14 protein-coding genes are annotated in these 17,744 nt (G+C 39.6%); 4 read left to right on the top strand and 10 right to left on the bottom strand.

The window, feature by feature from the left end:
• The first annotated feature begins 61 nt into the window (after positions 1 to 61).
• Positions 62 to 1,330 carry an NCS2 family permease gene (locus ACTWPM_RS06570; RefSeq protein WP_443132273.1) on the top strand — a complete coding sequence of 423 codons (1,269 nt, stop codon included), beginning with the start codon at positions 62 to 64 and terminating at the stop codon, positions 1,328 to 1,330.
• A gap of 104 nt (positions 1,331 to 1,434) precedes the next feature.
• Here the strand turns inward: ACTWPM_RS06570 and ACTWPM_RS06565 are convergent, their stop codons facing one another.
• From ACTWPM_RS06565 to ACTWPM_RS06555, 3 genes are all read right to left on the bottom strand, one after another.
• Positions 1,435 to 1,824 carry a hypothetical protein gene (locus tag ACTWPM_RS06565; RefSeq protein WP_443132272.1) on the bottom strand — a complete coding sequence of 130 codons (390 nt, stop codon included), beginning with the start codon at positions 1,822 to 1,824 and terminating at the stop codon, positions 1,435 to 1,437.
• A gap of 594 nt (positions 1,825 to 2,418) precedes the next feature.
• Complete coding sequence (locus ACTWPM_RS06560; protein WP_443132271.1) at positions 2,419 to 4,938, bottom strand: bifunctional 2',3'-cyclic-nucleotide 2'-phosphodiesterase/3'-nucleotidase; 2,520 nt, start codon at positions 4,936 to 4,938, stop codon at positions 2,419 to 2,421.
• A 252-nt stretch (positions 4,939 to 5,190) separates the two neighbouring features.
• Positions 5,191 to 6,702 (bottom strand): UDP-N-acetylmuramoyl-L-alanyl-D-glutamate--2,6-diaminopimelate ligase, encoded by a 1,512-nt coding sequence (locus tag ACTWPM_RS06555; RefSeq protein WP_443132270.1) that lies wholly within the window; start codon positions 6,700 to 6,702, stop codon positions 5,191 to 5,193.
• Between the two features lie 420 nt (positions 6,703 to 7,122).
• Between ACTWPM_RS06555 and ACTWPM_RS06550 the strand changes: the two genes are divergently transcribed.
• Positions 7,123 to 7,278, top strand: coding sequence for a hypothetical protein (locus ACTWPM_RS06550; protein ID WP_443132269.1), 156 nt, complete (start codon positions 7,123 to 7,125; stop codon positions 7,276 to 7,278).
• Positions 7,279 to 7,931: 653 nt separating this feature from the next.
• On the opposite strand, the gene ACTWPM_RS06545 is transcribed toward ACTWPM_RS06550, so the two are convergent.
• The 3 genes from ACTWPM_RS06545 to ACTWPM_RS06535 all read right to left on the bottom strand — a co-directional run bounded on the left by ACTWPM_RS06545 (position 7,932) and on the right by ACTWPM_RS06535 (position 11,210).
• Complete coding sequence (locus ACTWPM_RS06545) at positions 7,932 to 8,282, bottom strand: carboxymuconolactone decarboxylase family protein (protein ID WP_443132268.1); 351 nt, start codon at positions 8,280 to 8,282, stop codon at positions 7,932 to 7,934.
• 154 nt (positions 8,283 to 8,436) lie between these two features.
• Positions 8,437 to 9,180, bottom strand: a complete 744-nt coding sequence (locus ACTWPM_RS06540) for an SDR family oxidoreductase (RefSeq protein WP_443132267.1) — start codon at positions 9,178 to 9,180, stop codon at positions 8,437 to 8,439.
• Between the two features lie 248 nt (positions 9,181 to 9,428).
• The gene (locus tag ACTWPM_RS06535; protein ID WP_443132266.1) at positions 9,429 to 11,210 is read right to left on the bottom strand and encodes a solute:sodium symporter family transporter; all 1,782 of its coding nucleotides are present in this window, start codon (positions 11,208 to 11,210) and stop codon (positions 9,429 to 9,431) included.
• Positions 11,211 to 11,436: 226 nt separating this feature from the next.
• Here ACTWPM_RS06535 and ACTWPM_RS06530 point away from each other — a divergent pair, with 226 nt between their 5' ends.
• Positions 11,437 to 12,015, top strand: coding sequence for a DNA-3-methyladenine glycosylase (locus ACTWPM_RS06530; RefSeq protein WP_443132265.1), 579 nt, complete (start codon positions 11,437 to 11,439; stop codon positions 12,013 to 12,015).
• Between the two features lie 415 nt (positions 12,016 to 12,430).
• Here the strand turns inward: ACTWPM_RS06530 and ACTWPM_RS06525 are convergent, their stop codons facing one another.
• The gene (locus tag ACTWPM_RS06525; protein WP_443132264.1) at positions 12,431 to 12,601 is read right to left on the bottom strand and encodes a hypothetical protein; all 171 of its coding nucleotides are present in this window, start codon (positions 12,599 to 12,601) and stop codon (positions 12,431 to 12,433) included.
• 172 nt (positions 12,602 to 12,773) lie between these two features.
• On the opposite strand from ACTWPM_RS06525, the gene ACTWPM_RS06520 reads away from it, so the two are divergent.
• Positions 12,774 to 13,151: an SET domain-containing protein gene (locus ACTWPM_RS06520; RefSeq protein ID WP_443132263.1), complete on the top strand. Its 378-nt coding sequence runs from the start codon at positions 12,774 to 12,776 to the stop codon at positions 13,149 to 13,151.
• 75 nt (positions 13,152 to 13,226) lie between these two features.
• Here ACTWPM_RS06520 and ACTWPM_RS06515 read toward each other — a convergent pair whose 3' ends face one another.
• The 3 genes from ACTWPM_RS06515 to ACTWPM_RS06505 all read right to left on the bottom strand — a co-directional run bounded on the left by ACTWPM_RS06515 (position 13,227) and on the right by ACTWPM_RS06505 (position 17,739).
• Positions 13,227 to 14,651, bottom strand: coding sequence for an aldehyde dehydrogenase family protein (locus ACTWPM_RS06515; RefSeq protein WP_443132262.1), 1,425 nt, complete (start codon positions 14,649 to 14,651; stop codon positions 13,227 to 13,229).
• A gap of 444 nt (positions 14,652 to 15,095) precedes the next feature.
• Entirely contained in the window at positions 15,096 to 16,052 is a 957-nt protein-coding gene (locus tag ACTWPM_RS06510; RefSeq protein ID WP_443132261.1) for a carboxyl transferase domain-containing protein, read from the bottom strand.
• A 244-nt stretch (positions 16,053 to 16,296) separates the two neighbouring features.
• A complete protein-coding gene (locus ACTWPM_RS06505; protein ID WP_443132260.1) occupies positions 16,297 to 17,739 on the bottom strand; it encodes an MDR family MFS transporter in 1,443 nt (480 codons plus the stop codon).
• Positions 17,740 to 17,744: the final 5 nt, after the last annotated feature.

Below are 17,744 nucleotides of genomic sequence, written 5' to 3'. Positions count from 1 at the left end.
AAAACTTGTGGGTTACTCGGTAACCGGGCGGGAGAGGGATAATTTCATAGAGGAGATTGAAATGTTCAATCACCAGACTCAACACGTCAGCTGGAAGAAAGAATGGACAGCCGGACTGATCGGGTACTTTACAACTGTTTATATCGTAGCCGTTAACAGTCAGATACTCGAGAGTGCCGGACTTCCGCTTGAGAGCGGGATGGTAGCCACTATTCTTGCCAGTGCGATTGGCTGTTTGATCATGGCCATATACGCGAATGCGCCTATGGTTCTCATTCCAGGTATGGGTGTTAACGCCTTATTCGCCTACTCGATTGTCGAAGGGAGCGGTCTTAGCTTTCAAGAAGGACTGGCCGTCGTATGTATCGCTTCCCTGCTGTTTCTAGTAACAGCTTTTACTAGACTTGGAGACTGGCTTAAGCACGCAATTCCCGAATCGTTAAAGCACGCGATCACTGTCGGGCTTGGTCTGTTCCTGACACTAATTGGCCTAGAGAAAGGCGGGCTCGTTGTTCGCGGGGAACATTCCTTGATTAGTTTAGGAAACCCATCTTCAGCCGTTGTGATCACGAGCCTGCTCACCCTGTTTATCGGGATTTTTCTTTTTACACGGAACGTTCCAGGGAATTTTCTTGTAACCATGGTTATAGGAACGATCATTGCCCACTTCACCGGAATTCTTGAGGCTCCAGGATCCATGATTTCTCTTGATGAACAATCCTGGGTATTTATCCCTGACTTCTCAGGAGTTAGTGATTTTGGATTTTGGATGGCCGTATTCCCACTTGCCATTGTTCTTATTTTCGAGAATATGGGATTGATTCATGGGCAGCTCGGAATGCTTGAACAGAAAGGAAAGTTTAAACGATCCTTTCAAGCCGCTTCTTTTTCTGCGTTGAGCAGTGGGTTTTTAGGTACTTCTCCTACGGTCTCATCTGCTGAAAGCGCAGCAGTCATTGCCTCCGGTGGAAAAACAGGAAAAGCTTCCTTAACGATGGCTGTCCTGTTTATAGGAACCCTGTTTTTGATTCCTTGGATATCAATGGTTCCCTCAACAGCTATCAGTCCAATTCTGATCATAGTTGGGGCTTTAATGGTTCAAAATATTAAAGTAATTCCACTGGATGAATTGTCAGAAGCCATGCCTGCTTTCCTGATTATCGTTATGATCCCTTTCACCTACTCCATCGCTGATGGGATGGCCTTTGGATTTATTGCGTATCCGATTGTCAAATTCGCCATTGGGAAGCAGCGAGAGCTCTCAACTCCAGTCGTACTCATCGCCATGGTCTTTCTCATTGAATTTATCATGCGCTCGCTTGGACATTAATAAAATATAATAATGCCTGATTTTTGGACAGGTATTTGTCCTCATTAAAACCCATGAAACTAGCAACCTAGTTTCATGGGTTTTTATATTTTACCCCATTTGAATTATCTCCAGCGAATCGATATCTTCAAATGACCGCAATCTAAATCTCCAACAGAAGTATATAACATAATGTTCAGTCCATCTGGCGTGTAACTCACATCCATCTTTGACTCAATACCCGAAGATTTTAATAATTGAATTAGTTTACTTTTATTCGATTGTTGAGCTGCACTCATAAGTTCTGAGGCCAATTCTGTAGAACTTTTTATGTGATCCATTAATACGTCTGCTTCTTTTAGCAAAACCTTCATTTGCTCAGCCGATTTAATAAGCAGCTCAGTATTCACCTCAGGGTAATGTCTGTTATCGAAAGCATGACTTTGATAATTAGGGGTTACATAATAAACAGGCCAATACGCCGGGGGATAGTAATAAGGAAAAAACAACCCCACCCCTCCTCTTTGTCTTTTGCAATCTACAACAGTATATGGATCCGATTTCAATAAGAAAGTTGTCCATAATAAAAGCCGTTTCTGAAGGGATTAGTTATGGACTGTAGAAGCTTTGTTTTTACGATTAATAACCGTTTCCACCCTCCATGCTACTATCAACAATGTGCTAGTTTTTTGGGAAATAATAGGTACTATATTTAAAATACTTATAATCATAATCTAGAGTAAGGGTGTAACCGATAAACGGCTTGCACTGGTAGTCAAAGCGACCCCACACTGAGATTTAGTTCCTATACTGCTAGCTGCCCACTTACAGGATTATACTGGTCTAGTGTACCCACACCAATCGAAAACACACCGTAGTTATCGCCGCTTGGTTATACTTCCCCATACGATCCCTAAAAAAAATTCAACCCTGTACACACCAATTAATAAACTCGCCCCTTCTAGTGAAGGAGCGAGTCGAGATTGGTTTATAAAACTTCATAGAATCGCTTCTTTCCCCTCCGCAAGTATGAAGGGATCGGGGAATAAGAATCAATACTACGCTGCTTTTCTCAGCTTGGTTATGCTTCATAAATGAAGATTATCTTATTATTTGTTTCTTAAATTATAAACTACCCGAGCGGCTTCTGCACGAATGGAAGAGTCCTTAGGCAAAAACTTATTTCCTGGTACACCGATCATCAGCTTAAGCTCATAGGCGGCGTTAACCTCTTCAGTAAATACGCCTCGAATTTCAGCCTCATCTTTGTAAGTGTGCTCACCTTCAGCCTTGTACTCTCCATTTTTAAACTCGTAGGCTCGGACGACCATGGCAGCCATTTGCTCACGTGTAATGGAAGCATATGGGTCAAATTCTGTTTGGCTTACACCATACACAATTCCATTTTCGTAAGCTGCAGTGACTTCTTCCTGGTACTTCTCAGGTACGTCGTTAAATGGATTTTCACCTGTTGCGGTTAGTCCTAGTTCCCTTGTAAGCAACATGGCAAATTCAGAGCGGAGAAGCATGTCTTTTGGACCGAAATTGCCATTTGGGTAACCTTTAATAACCCCATCTTCAGCTAAGGCATATATTTCTTCAGCAGCCCAGTAATCTTCAGGGACATCCGCAAAGACAGGCGATTTCTCGGATGATTGAAGATCGATGCTGTACTCCGCGTAACCGTCATTTCTTTTTTCGAGAAAAGAAATTTTTTCCTCATCGTCCGCGTACTTTTTAGCCTCAGGAGACGAACGGAAGGTTAAAAGAGGATCTCCATTTATAGGTGCAAAGGACCAATTACCATCTGCTTCGGGATTAATTGTTTCATTCTGACGGATATAGTTTACAAGAACTTGTCGATTTTCATCAGGAGACTTAACCACTATATTGTCACCATCAGGATTGGCAAATTTGGAGGCTGCCCGATAATTATTGGTAGCGACTAAAAACTCTTGTGCTTCATCAATCGGTTTGCCTTTGAATTTCACATTTTTAATACGATGACTATCGTTGATCTTTTCCCCATCATTATTGTAACGAGGTGGTTCAGTTACTTCGATTTCATAGGTTAAACCATCGATTACGTCAAAATTATAGCTGCGGAAATCATTATTCACGAGCTCCTGCTGCTTATCGGAGTCTATGTTAATTTCGTTAAATTGTCCCGCACTCCATTCAAGCCATTCCATTACTTGCTCACCAGTTATCTTAGAAGCTTGAAGAGTATTCGGATACTTGTACAACGAAGTGGTATCTTTAATCGCAAGCTCTCCTGCTGGAATATCCGTGAAATCGCTGACCCCATCTCTTCCTGCTTTAAAAGGTGCAGCAGCTGATAATACAGGCAATCCGTCTAATTCAGTTCCTTGTATATATTTTTCAAGATAAGCCTTCTGGGCATCGTTCACAATTTGAACCGTTGGGTCATCTAGTACTTGAGCAAAATAACTGTAGAGCGGAACTTCAGTTTCGCCTACAGGTGTAGCCACATACTCTCTAGTGGCCTCATGATCATGTTCAATTTGATTTACAATTTCCTGATCTGCTTCCACCAATGCCTCTCCATTTTCAGAATCATAAATGGGTTTCGCCTCAGCTCTACCTTGCGTAACATCCCACCCACCTTCTGAATATTCGAGCTTCAAATCTATAATTCCAAGGTCTGAGCCCCAAAAACCAGCTTGCGTAGTTGCTACACCGTTAATTGTTCCCTGGTCAAGGTTGATATTATATTTGCCATCTAAAGAAGCATAATCCTCACTCGGGAAAGTTTGATGAGAATGACCAAACATAAGTGCATCAAAACCTTCTACTGTGGATAGTTGATATGTCTGGTTTTCAGCACCTTTTTCATACTCTTCCTTTGAGCCTAGTCCAGAGTGGGCAATGCCAATAATAACGTCAGCACCTTCTTCTTTCATTGCAGGAATGAATTTTTCCGCGGTTTGTCTTAAATCACGCGTGGTGACCTTTCCTTCCAAGTTATCTTTATCCCAGGTCATGATTTGAGGAGGGGTAAATCCAATAACCCCAACTTGAATCGTATGTACGTCCCCATTTTGATCTGTAACCTCGCGGGCCAGGATAACGTATGGATCGAAGTAGTTCTCATCGTTAGACGGGTTGTCGTCACCATCATCTTTATACACATTGGCATTAACATAAGGAAAATCGGAACCTTCCACTGCTTTATCTAAATACTCCAGACCATAATTGAATTCATGGTTGCCATAGTTACCAGCATCATAGTCCAGGAGATTCATAGCTTGATAGACAGGGTGTGCATGACCTTTTTCATCTAATACTTCTTGATCAACGATATAGTCAGCCATTGGGTTTCCCTGAATCAAATCTCCGTTATCGAACAGCATAGAATTCTCTGCTTTGTCTCTTGTCTGATTGATAAGAGTTGCCGTATTAACAAGCCCAACCGTATCATCCTGCTTGTCCGTGAAATAATCATAATTCATCACATGACTGTGCAAATCCGTCGTTTCCATTAACCTTAAATCTACTACGTCTCCCTCATCCGTTTGAGCTTCTACGTTAGTCGTCCACGATGAAGCAGCTAATACTCCAAGGACCATGGCCGAACGAAACAACCATTTCTTCTGATAGTGTTTCAAATCTTCACCTTTCCTTCCAAATGTAAATTATGTAGAATATTGTAATCAATTATATATTTTAACATTTGAAAGGGAGGATAAGCAGAATTTTATTACAATGCAAAATAAAAATAGTATTAATTCCCCAGCTGCCTTCCAATAAAAAGACTTGAAGAGAATAAAACCTCTCTTCAAGTCTTCTTCATAATACGCTGCTGGATTCAGAATTCCCTGCACGTTTATGATTACTAATACTCCCAACGCTATTAAATCTCAGCTTTCACATACTGCACGCTTCTCACAAGAATCTTTATCGAAATAATCCTCAATCACTTGAAGCTCTGAGTAAGGCACTTTTTCATCTCCAATAACCTGGTAACCGCCGAACCCAATTCCTGTTAATAGAACCATGTCCCCTGGTTCGGCTAAATCAAAAGCATAATGAATGGCCTCTTCCCTATACAACACAGAATGAATTTGAGAGGAAAGAGGTTCATTGAACCCTTTGAATACATCATTTATGACTTCTTGTCGATTAGCGTGTCCTGGCTGATCCACACTAACCACAATTTCCTCTGCCATTCCCTCAGCTGTTTCCGCCATCAAGGGACGTTTTTTAGGATCCCTGAGACCAACTCCTGTAATCATAACAATTAAATTGCGATAAGGAATATGATGAACAGCATTTAAAATGTTATACAGAGCATCTGGAGTGTGGGCATAGTCCAAAACAATTTGAAAAGGGGCTTCGTTTTCCACAATTTGAAAACGCCCTTCAGGACTCTTAATTGCTGAAACGACAGATAATATCCGTTCTACAGGATAGTCCATTTGGTGACAGACCGCTACAGCAGCCAGGAAATTTGATACATTATATGTCCCAAAAATAGGTGCATGCACCTGGTACTCTTTCCCGAATAAATTCAATTTAAATGAAGTTCCTTCCAAAGTAGTATGGATTTCTTTGGCTGAGACATCGGCCGATTCTTCAATCCCATAAGTGATTAAGGGCCCTTTGAAATCTCTTATTAATTCCCCTGCCATTTGAGGATCATCCGCATTAACTATTGCCCTTTTAGCCTGGGCAAACAACTTCATTTTCGCCTGTTTGTAGGCTTCCATTGTGCCGTGAAACTCTAAGTGTTCGGGAGTGAGATTCGTATGAACGGCCACGTCAAAATTAATCGTTGCCAAGCGTTTCTGCTCAATAGCTATGGAGGTGGATTCAATGATTGCAGCATCCATCTCTCTTTGCCGGAAATAATGCAATACTCGGTGAATATCTGGAGCTTCAGGAGTGGTAGGTACCGTCTGTTTATACTCTGTTTTTCTCTCATCATCCCATATTCCTGAAGTACCTAAACTGCCTGTACGCTTGCCAAGGTCATTTAAAAGTGAATAAAGGAAAGACGAAACTGTTGTTTTTCCATTAGTTCCTGTGACACCAATGGTGTAGAGGGAATTCGATGGGGAATCATAAATGTATGACGCTAATTGTGCTAAAGCAGGTCTCGTTTCAGGCACGCTGATGAAACTTATATCCTTATAAATGGACGAATATATACGCAGTTTTTTGCTCTCCGTCCCAATTATGGTATTTGCACCATTTTGAATCGCTTGCTCAATAAATCGATGACCATCGTGTTTTTCACCAGCAATACAGACGAAAGCATCGTCCACTCCTGCTTCACGGGAATCATATACTACCGAGGAAATATATTGACTCGAAGGTCCATAAACAATTCCTTGAAACAGGTTTTCAAAAATCACTTCTTTGTTGGTCATAGTATGTTATCATCCTTTATTTACGCTTTATGGTACTAAAGTACCTTAGTAGTTGTAAATTCCCATCGGTTTATGCCTATAAACTTATCGAGTGGTCTCGATGGGCTATGAATATGCCGCCTTTCAAAAACATGACTTATGTCCTATATTTTAATATTATAAACTTAGGAGTTAAAATGAAATTGTAAAAGCATGTTCAAGTGTGATGGTTATAGTAATTACACGTATTTTTGGGTATTTTTCTATTTTCTATAAATTGGAAAAAAGATGGTTGGAAAATAACCAAAAATTTGTCGAAAAAAATGTTGAAAAAACTATTGCGTTACACCCTTCTTAGAGAGTAAAATTTTCAGTAATTCATCAGTTAAGTAAATAAAAGCTGAGCGAAGCAATAACTACTTTTAAAAGGAGGTCATTAAAATGACCATGCTTTATTCCAAGGCTCGCGAGCTATTCGAACAGGACTACAAAAACAGCCCGGAAGCCAAGGAATCTCAACTGTCTGCTTCTACAAAAGTGAAGCGAACTAAAAGCGGCAAACTTCTTATGCCTTTTCGTAAAAACAAAAGAAAATAAGACAAAGAAGTGGTGACATATAGCTATGAGAAAGAAAGAAATAAAGAAGAACGGTGCTCAAGCCGTTCCGTGGAATCAACGTCTGTATGACTAATGTAGTCAAAAGACGTTGATTTTTTAATGAACAGATAGAAGAGTTAAATTTAGTGTGGGCGTGCTTATAAAATTTTCCTTCCGGGTGGTTAAAAATGGCAGCTCTATATTTCTCTTCCTAGTGTTCCAGATTTTTTTGTCATACTTTCATTTTTTCTAGTAAACTTCATCTCTTTTCATTATCCGATTTAATGAATGTAGCGTAGGAAAGCGAAGTAATTGGTTCTACGGATTTCTACTGACCCCTTAAATACTAAAACCACCTGTTATTTGGAATATAAGTAAACCTTCTTTCTCCCTTCGCTCTATAATCAAAGCTCCCCTTATACCAATCTTAAGAGCGTTCAAAATCTATTAACTGAATAACTAAGATTTTAGTATCCAACCATTCTTATTTTTCTTCCAGACCTTCTTTGATTTAATAAAGAACTATATCACAGATAAGCTTGAGACTTGCAATCGCTTGATGCAAAGTCCTCGGACGCCCTGATAAGTCTTTTGATAAAAGAAGACTGCCGCCCCTTTATCTTTGAGGGGAATACGGCAGTCTTGCGGAAAGCTTAAGTTTGGTTACGCAGTTGTTTTAAGATTTCAAAACCTTTGGTTACGGATTGACTCATAGCTGCGCCGCCACCATAAGCAGCAGCAACACCCATGGCTTCATAAATCTCCTGGTCTGAGCATTCCATCGCTACACATTGATCCATATGGTACGTAATACTTGGTTCGTCGCCTTCTTTCAAGCTAATTGCCAATGCCATCAAGTGTTTATTAGCCTTGGTAACTTCTCCATCATCAAATGCTTCCCCTGTAAATCGATTGTATTCCTGAATGGTTTTTGGTAGATACTCTGCTAATTGGTCAATTCCATTACGGTATTCCTCTAATATAGTATGGGCTTTTCTTTCCATGATATCACTCCTTAATGTGTTCTATTAGGAGATTCCTTTTTATGCCAATCTTAAACAAATGGATGTGCTAATTATTTACTTTCCATAATCTGTATGACCTGAGGATCCAAATTTTAGCATAAAAAAAGCAGCCGTCTATCGGCTGCTTTATTATTTACATTGTTTGGTCAGTTGGACGTACTACAATTTCATTAATAGTGACTTCTGCAGGTTCTTCTAAAGCATAACGAATCGTTCTTGCAATACTATCTGGAGTAATCGCTTGTTCATACAAATCATCTACTCCACCTTTAACGTCCTCATCGGTAATGGTAGATGTCAATTCAGTAGAAACAGCGCCAGGGGAAATGATAGTTGCCCTAATCTTACTCTCCGCAGATTCTTCCATTCTAAGGCCGTCCGTAATTGCACGCACAGCGAATTTCGTACCGCTGTAAACAGCACTTCCCGGAAAGACTACATGTCCGGCCACGGAGGATATATTTATAATGTGTCCTTGTTTGCGCTCACGCATGTGAGGCAGCACAGCAGATATTCCATAAAGAACACCTTTAATATTTACGTCGATCATTTGATCCCATTCTTTAACCTTTTGTTTATTTAGTAATGAAAGTGGCATTAAGCCAGCGTTGTTTACCAGAGCATCAATTTGTCCCAGTTCTTTTTGAGCGAACTCAGCAAGCTCTTCCATTTCCTCATAATTGGTTACGTCGGTTGTCTTATAAATCGCATGTCCACCATCATTATTTACTTTATTCGCTAATTCTTGCAGTCGCTCTTCACGTCGTGCTGCCAATACAAGTTTAGCTCCTTTGGAAGACAGTTCTTTCGCTGTCTCCTCTCCAATTCCACTGGATGCTCCAGTGATAATAACAACTTGATTCTGTAAACTAGACAATGAGTAGCCTCCTAAATATATTAATAAATCTATTATTTTATTTTGACTTCAAAATGTATGTTACCGAAATAAATTCGAATTAAACATGATCTTGGTTTTAAATAGGCCGAGTCAGTAATAATAAACTGAAAACCTTACTTGTTTCTTTAGCCCTTATAGGAGTCATATTCCCAGCTATCTCACTTCTACTCGCAGCTTATTACTTGAATCTGTATTAAAAGAAGCCCCCTTAATTAGGGAGCTTCTTATCACTGAACATTTTCTATAGGTTCTTCATTATTACTTTCTTCATAGTCTAATACTTCTGCATACTTTTTCTGCCACTTCTTAATGGACAGCATAACCAGTGCAATGGTTGCAATAAGAAGCACGCTTAGTGCCGGCCAGAAATAGGGAGATACAATTCCTTTTGAATAGGCTACACCTATAGGAGAAAAAACCACATAAGTAGCGCAAATACTTGCAATTAAAATAACGGACGTAGCCACACTGTACTTCCAGGGTGTCATATTGATTTTAGGACTTTTATAAAATTGAAATGCTTTAGTTCTTGGCTTAAAGTAAGCAATAGTAAGCATAATTATAACTTCTGTCGCAAAAAGAATGCCGTAAATATGAATAAAGTGAACATTAACTGCAATTCCAAATAATTGATCAAACCCCCATACCATTAAGTAATAAGCGAATACATGGAATATTATTGCCGTCTTAGCTGCAATCGCAGGAACTTTTCTGGAAAGGACTCCTACCAGAACTACAGCAATAATAGGAATATTAAAGAAGCCAGTAAATTTTCTGATCAAATCCCATAAACCATTAGGAGCGTTCATAAGTAACGGAGAAATAAAAAAAGTAACGAGCGCGATTATACTTCCGAATTGTTTACTTACCTTAATCAATTTCTCCTCTGAAGCATCCTTGTTAAAAGCAGGTTTATAAACATCAAGTGCAAACATTGTGGCTGCACTATTTAATAATGAATTATACGAACTAAGGACCGCTCCAAGCAGAACAGCTAAGAAAAAACCAGAAAGGTATGGTGGAAGAACATTCGTAACAAGGGTCGGATATGCGAGGTCCACTGATCTCAAATTTCCACCGTACTGATGAAACGCAATCACACCAGGTATCATCATAAAAATAGGAACTAATAGTTTATAAAAACCTGAAAATATAACACCTTTTTGTCCCTCTTTCAGACTATTCGCGCCAAGCGTACGTTGAATGACATACTGGTTGGATGCCCAATAAAACATATTCGCAAAAATAAGCCCAGTAAATATAGTTCCAAACGGCACAGAATCATCAGGTCCTCCAATTGCATTCAATTTTTCCGGGTTTTCGGTGGTCATCGTTTTAACACCGTTTAAAAATTCACCATCGCCTAAAGTAATTAAACCTAAAATCGGCACAAGAGCTCCGATAATTAATAAACCAATTCCATTTATCGTATCGGATACGGCCACAGCTTTGAGCCCTCCAAATATAGCATAAATTGCCCCTATAATACCTATTGCCCAAATAACAGTCCATACCGATTGGGTGTAAGAAATATCGAGAAGTTCCGGTACATTAAATAGTTTTAAGACGGCAAGCGCACCTGAATATAACATCGATGGAATCGTGATAAGTACATATCCAACCATAAATAATATAACCGTATAACGCCTAACCCCTTCATCAAATCGCTTACTTAGAAATTCAGGCAGAGTAGTAATGGATAAATTCATATATTTAGGAAGTAAATACAATCCCATTAATACAATGGCCAAACCGGCGGTGACTTCCCAGGCCATGTTAGAGAGATTAGTGCGATAAGCCTGACCATTCAACCCAACCAATTGCTCCGCAGATAAATTAGTCAGCAATAGAGAGCCTGCAATAAAGCCTCCGCTTAGTCCTCTCCCTGCAAGAAAGTAACCAGCAGAGCTATTGGTGTTTCCTTTCGTTTGCCTGTAAGAAATATAAGCTACGAGTGCCATAAAAAATATGCAGGATAACAATGTAAACCAAATATTAGATGTATCCATCTACCTCACCCTTTACCAATCATTTCATCCAATATATTATATTAATATAATTGATACATTTGAAATAACCTTAATTCTCAATATTCAAACCTAAAATAATAAATCTATTAAATACCCCTTGTTAGATTCATCTAATTTAGAAGAGATAGAATGAAAAATAGGTCTGGTTTGTGATATATTAGATGAACTTCATGTCTAATCGTAACTGTGAGAGGGGACTATAGTGATGGGTATTTTACCACCAGAATTTTATAACCAGCCTACTTTAGAACTTGCAAAATCTCTATTAGGCGCCGAGTTAGTTAAAGAAACAGATAAAGGTACAGCTTCAGGATATATTATAGAAACCGAAGCTTATATTGGTCCTGGAGACAGGGCCGCACATAGCTTTAAAGATAAACGGACTCAACGAACTGAAGTCATGTTCGGACCGCCTGGACATGTCTACACCTACGTTATGCATACTCATTGTCTAGTGAATGTAGTAAGCGGTGAATGGGATCATCCAGAAGCCGTTTTAATAAGAGCGGTTGAACCTGTAAAAGGCCTGGACCTTATACGGGAAAGAAGGGGAGACAAAAAAGATAAAGACTTAACCAATGGCCCCGGAAAATTAACAAAGGCTTTAGGAATTATCAAGTCGGATTATGGACATCCATGGGATCGTCCCCCCCTTTATATAAAAAAAGGGTATCAACCTGAACATATTTCTCAGGGTAAACGAATCGGAATTGATAATGCTGGAGAAGCCCGTGATTATCCGTGGAGGTTTTGGGTCACAGGAAACAAATTTGTTTCTAGATAAATTTGCAGCTGATACTCCCATAAAAAAAGCACAGCCTATTATAGGATGTGCTTTTTAAACTATTATTGTAGTTGTACAGGAATAGCAGGGTTATCATTTTTTGCAATCCTTGTCGTGTAAGAAGGTATCCTGAAGCTATATTTGAATTAAACTCTCCTTCCTAACTGGAACTCCCCCTTCGAAAACCAGCTAAACCATAGACAGACCATTGGGTTTAATAGGATTCCTTGACTTATTCAATACTTGGGTACAATGAATCTGTGTTACCTTCTGCCACAAGTGATTACGTAGTTAACCAGTTTTTCATTTTCATAGATTATAGATTATACAAAAGAAATATGGTTACTAAAACAGTTGTCATTGAGTGGTGTACACAAATTCGGTAGACACCCACTTTAAAAAGGCAGGTCTGAATCTAGCCATTTTCGCTTCTGATTTGGGCATAAAACCCAATGGCTGCTACAAAGGAGATGGTATGCACGGCAAGCAGGACAGCGTTCCCTGCCCCATCAAACACTGTAATGTTAATAAGAGTGGATAGCTGCATAATAAGGATAATAAACAATAAGAATGTGGAAATTTTCATGCGATCAAGTCCTTTGATTAGTTTTTTATTTTCACAAGTTTAACATAGTTTTTCCTCAATTTTCCTTTTAAATTTTATTTTTACTGAAAATTTTGTCATTTGATTTATATACACACTTCTGTCAGGCTAAGATAGGCAAAGCAAGATCTTGAAAAGAAAGCAAGGTGATTCCATGATTGAAATTAGAACTTCTACACTAACAGATGAAGAATTAAATAGAGGTGTCTTTGCGAAACAGGATATCCCAAAAAATACACTTATTCACCAGGCTCCCGTTATCCCTTATCCAAACCAGGAACATGTGCATATAGAAAAAACGCGGCTGGCTGATTACGCATTTGAGTACGGCGAAAACCATACGGCTTTCGTATTGGGTTATGGGATGATGTTTAACCACTCCTATGAGCCTAACGCGAACTATGTTATTAATTTTGATAACGATACGTTTGACTTTTATGCTTACCGAGACATTAAAGCTGACGAAGAAATTCACATCAATTACAATGGTTCCGTAGATATTCAGGACACGTTATGGTTCGATCAGGACTAACTAACATAAAAGAGGCACCCGGTAGTCCGGGTGCCTCTTTTATTTATGAGGAGTGCCTTAACACCTCAATTTTCATTAAGAAGGAAATCCAAGTATTGTTTTGGTTTCCAAGTATTCTTCGATACCATAGTCGCCCCATTCTCTTCCAATGCCAGATTGCTTGTAACCTCCAAATGGAGCTGAAAAGTCAGCTTCAGTGTCATTGACTTTAATACGTCCTGCCCGAATTCCGGTAGCTGCTTTGCGCAGATTTTCCGGGTTATTGCCTATCACATAACCAGCTAATCCATAAACGGTTTCATTAGCAATTTCAATAGCTTCATCAAGCGAGTCATAGTTAATAACAGTAGTTACAGGTCCAAAAATCTCTTCTTGTGCAATGACCATATCATTTTGAACATCTGTAAACACGGTAGGTCTGGCGTAATATCCTTTCTCAAGCCCTTCCGGCTTTCCGGTGCCACCCGTTAATAAAGATGCTCCTTCATCCATCCCTTTTTCAATATAGGACTGAACGGTGTCCCATTGCTTCTTGGAAATCAATGGACCTATAACATTATCTTCTCTCGGATCACCTATTGAAAATTCAGGTAGAACTTTTAACACCGCTTCTTCGAAAGCTTTCTTCATTTTACTAGGGATAAGAACCCTCGTAGCAGCTGAACAGACCTGACCTGTGTTGGTTGCAATATGATTAACGGCAGCTCTTGCTGCGACGTCTACATCGGCATCTTCCAGCAAGATAAGTGGAGATTTGCCTCCCAGTTCAAGTGCAAAATTCTTTATAGTTTCAGAGGCATTTTCCATAATCTTCTTTCCTACAGCGCCTGATCCAGTAAAGGAAACAAAGTCAATGTCAGGATGGGAGCTGATCCCATTTCCTATTACTTCCCCTGTTCCATTAACTAAGTTAAATACACCTTTTGGTACCCCTGCAGCTTCAAAGATCTCTGTTAAGATAATCGCTGCAAACGGAGTCATTTCCGCCGGCTTCAGAATAACCGGGCTTCCTGCCGCAAAAGCACTGGCAATTTTGGTCGAAGTCTGATTAGTAGGGAAGTTCCAGGGAGTAATTAATCCACTTACTCCTACAGTTTCTTTAACAACAGTATGACCACCGCGGTCTTCCATGAAAGAAAAATTCTTTAATGATTCTGCAGCTTGTGAAAAATGATTGTAACCCATCATATAGTGAACTTTTTCTGAAATTTTTAGAGGTGAACCTAATTCATCCGTTATGGTTTCAACAATATCATCTTTACGTTTTTCATATTCTTCAGCAATTCGCTCCAGCATCTCTACCCGTTCCTCTTTGGAAGTTTGAGAAAATGAAGGAAGTGCTTGTCTTGCTGCAGCTACCGCTTTATCCAGATCTTCCTTTGTACCCATACTAATGGTTCCAATTGCTTCTTCTGTAGCTGGATTTATAACATCGTAAGTTTCAGAACCCGTAGATTCCACCCATTCACCGTTAATGAAATGTTTCAATTGATTACGCATCTATCATTTCTCCTTCTTCATCATTCAATTTATGTTCGACAGTCATACTAAATTCTTTCGTATAGCGTAATGTATCCTTTATTCACCTAAATAAAACATGATGAAGGGGCAAATACCTTCCATTAGTTATAATACGTAATCATATAGAATTTCATATGTAAAGCAACCGGAACAGAAATGAAGAACACCACCACAGAAATATATAAAGCAGCTTGTTATTTAAATATATCTTTATCCTGTTCTTAAATTTCTACATAGAGCTTTGGCATGATATTAAATTTGAATAAACAAACCATAAAATATTGCTTTACTCTAACCAACAAGACCCTGTTTCTATCCTAATATATAAATTGGAGAGTTCAGATGTTTTGAAAAATACACTGCAGGATACATACTTGGTGTGTACAAACAATCCAAATTAAGGAAAGGAAGAAGAAATATGGATTAAAGTTTCAAAACTTGATAAAAGGCTCGGAAGTTCATGAATGAATCATTATCAATTAAACGGAGAATAAGTAATTTCATATCGTAAGCTCTTCGTAAATTCGAGGGTACAATATCCTCCACATTGCTATTTTCCATGGAGTCTCCGTTGGTAACCGGCTTCTGAAGCGGTGTTTCATCAGCGCTGGAAGGCATATAGCTAAAAAATCTGCGTAATGCTTCAATTGCTTCTTCTTCATCCTCAGCAATGTGATCGATCTGACCTGTATAAGCGGCATGCATCTCAGGCCCACCGAGCTCTTCAGGAGACAGCTCTTCTCCATTTGCTATCTCCAGCATACGCGGACCAGCGACAGCCATGCTGGTTCCTCTAACTTGTGTAACAAAATCTGACTTAACAGCCATCCATGTTGGACCTCCGTAACTTTCACCGAGAATAGCTGTCATAATCGGGCTTTCACGACCATGGTCTAAGAGACTGGAAGGAAATAGCTTATCACTGATTCCATCAGACCCCATCCCATCCGGCATTCTTAAGCCCCCGCCCTCACATAAATTAAAGAGAGGAAGCCTCCTCTTTTTTGCATAGGAGTGAAAAAACTCACTTTTTCGAAGATGAACTTCTCCCTCGGTTCCAGATAGTACAGAGACATCCATCGCCTGCACAACTGCCTCTCTTCCATCGACTCGAATAACCCCTCCAATCAGACCATCAGCAGGGGTACGTTCCTCCATTCCAGGAACCGGAGAATGAGCCAGAGCCCCTAATTCTAAAAATGATCCTTGATCTGCAAGCAGATCAATTCTTTCCCTGGCACTATAGGAACCTTGTTTTGCTCTTGTCGTTTCTGAGCTTTCCTTTTTTCTCTCTAAGAGTTTCCGTATTACTTTCCATTGCTGCCTCCTCTTTATCAAATACTGACCAGTAGGTATGTAGAGTTCAAAAAAATAAACCAAGACTACTGACTCAAGTATATATATACTTTTCTGAAAATTCAATATAGTTAAAAGCTGTTTTTATAAAGTTATCTCCCTTCTCTTATACCCTGATCGCCAATTGAGGATAAAATAATATCTCTAGACTTATACCAATTTAAGCCTTAAGAAGATTACACAATTGGGAGCTTAACTGTAAGAGCTACCAGGAGATTTATAAGAGCCAAATAAAAAAGCGCAGAGCTGAATCTGCGCTTTTTAATGACTATGAGCTTTGAACAGCGTCCTCTTCCCTTGTTTTACTGTGGTTCTCTTTTTCCCGGCTCGGATTCTTTATAAAAAAGGAAATAATAAGACCAATGATAGCTGAAATGCCAGCAACTATAAATGAAACATTAACACCATGAACAAGTCCCGCTACACCTTCGTTTGGTCGAGCTGCGGTTGACATTACTGTCACTAAGAGTGCGGTTCCTACTGCACCGGAAACCTGGCGCATTGTATTATTCATTGCGGTACCATGAGCGATTAAGCGTGAAGGGAGCTGATTTAGACCAGCCGTTGTCACAGGCATCATTACCATAGCGACTCCTAACATGCGGACTGCGTTAACCACTGTCAAATACATGAGTGAGGTTTGCGGAGATAAATTTGCAAACATGAAGGTCGTTACTGTTAGTATGAAAAGTCCACTAATAGCAAGCCATCTAGCGCCAAATTTATCGAAAAGCCTCCCGGTAACTGGATTCATAAAACCCATAATTAAGGCTCCTGGCAGCAGAACCAGCCCTGACTCTAATGCACTATAGCCCAACATATCCTGCATTAGGATTGGCAAGACCGTAGCCGCTCCAATCATAGCGATAAATACTACCATCCCAAGTGCTGTCGTGAGCGTAAAGATATTGAATTTAAATACTCTGAATTCAAGTATAGGCTGTTTCAACTTGAATTGTCGAAGTATAAAAGTCGTTAATGCAATGGAACCAACTATCATGGATATGAGGACCTGCTGACTCCCCCATCCATTTGTGCCTGCCACACTAAACCCATATAACAGTCCTCCAAACCCTAAAGAAGAAAGAATAATGGATGATATATCCAGTTTTGGGTAGGACTGTCTAGTTACATTCTTTAATATAAAGTAAGCAAGAATAAAATCAATAATAACAATAGGCAAGATTACAAAGAACAAGCTTCTCCACGGGAATTGCTGGACGAGCCACCCGGATAAAGTAGGTCCAATTGCTGGAGCAAACGAGATCACAAGTCCGAACATCCCCATAGCCGAACCTCGCTTTTCAACTGGAAAAATGAGAAACAAAATGGTTTGCATAAGCGGGATAATAATTCCAGCTCCGGAGGCCTGGATAACCCGGCCCAGCATTAGTATAGAGAAATTGGGAGCTGCTGCACATACAAGTGTTCCAGCCGCAAAAAGACCCATGGCCGTAAGGAATAACTTTCTAGTGGTAAATCGTTCAATTAGAAAAGCCGTGATTGGAATCATAACTCCATTCACAAGCATAAAAATGGATGTCAGCCATTGAGCTGTACTGGCTTCCAGGTTCAAATCCCTCATTATATGAGGTAAAGCCGTTCCCAGTAACGTCTGATTCAATATTGCAGCAAAGGCTCCGGATAGAAGGACAATAATTAATGGGACTTTATTTATATTCTCCGGGCCGTTATCTTGTTGATTAGACATAAATT

The organism is Halobacillus sp. K22 (assembly GCF_052246795.1).
Lineage (GTDB): Bacteria > Bacillota > Bacilli > Bacillales > Halobacillaceae > Halobacillus.
Note: the sequence above shows the minus strand (reverse complement) of the source record. Positions and strands in the feature narration are given on the sequence as shown.

What these genes read in the sequence shown, in the direction of transcription:
- ACTWPM_RS06570 (WP_443132273.1), top strand. Translation starts at nt 62, where the DNA reads ATGTTCAATCACCAGACTCAACACGTCAGCTGGAAGAAAGAATGGACA.
- ACTWPM_RS06555 (WP_443132270.1), bottom strand. Translation starts at nt 6,702, where the DNA reads ATGACCAACAAAGAAGTGATTTTTGAAAACCTGTTTCAAGGAATTGTT.
- ACTWPM_RS06550 (WP_443132269.1), top strand. Translation starts at nt 7,123, where the DNA reads ATGACCATGCTTTATTCCAAGGCTCGCGAGCTATTCGAACAGGACTAC.
- ACTWPM_RS06545 (WP_443132268.1), bottom strand. Translation starts at nt 8,282, where the DNA reads ATGGAAAGAAAAGCCCATACTATATTAGAGGAATACCGTAATGGAATT.
- ACTWPM_RS06535 (WP_443132266.1), bottom strand. Translation starts at nt 11,210, where the DNA reads ATGGATACATCTAATATTTGGTTTACATTGTTATCCTGCATATTTTTT.
- ACTWPM_RS06530 (WP_443132265.1), top strand. Translation starts at nt 11,437, where the DNA reads ATGGGTATTTTACCACCAGAATTTTATAACCAGCCTACTTTAGAACTT.
- ACTWPM_RS06525 (WP_443132264.1), bottom strand. Translation starts at nt 12,601, where the DNA reads ATGAAAATTTCCACATTCTTATTGTTTATTATCCTTATTATGCAGCTA.
- ACTWPM_RS06520 (WP_443132263.1), top strand. Translation starts at nt 12,774, where the DNA reads ATGATTGAAATTAGAACTTCTACACTAACAGATGAAGAATTAAATAGA.
- ACTWPM_RS06515 (WP_443132262.1), bottom strand. Translation starts at nt 14,651, where the DNA reads ATGCGTAATCAATTGAAACATTTCATTAACGGTGAATGGGTGGAATCT.
- ACTWPM_RS06505 (WP_443132260.1), bottom strand. Translation starts at nt 17,739, where the DNA reads ATGTCTAATCAACAAGATAACGGCCCGGAGAATATAAATAAAGTCCCA.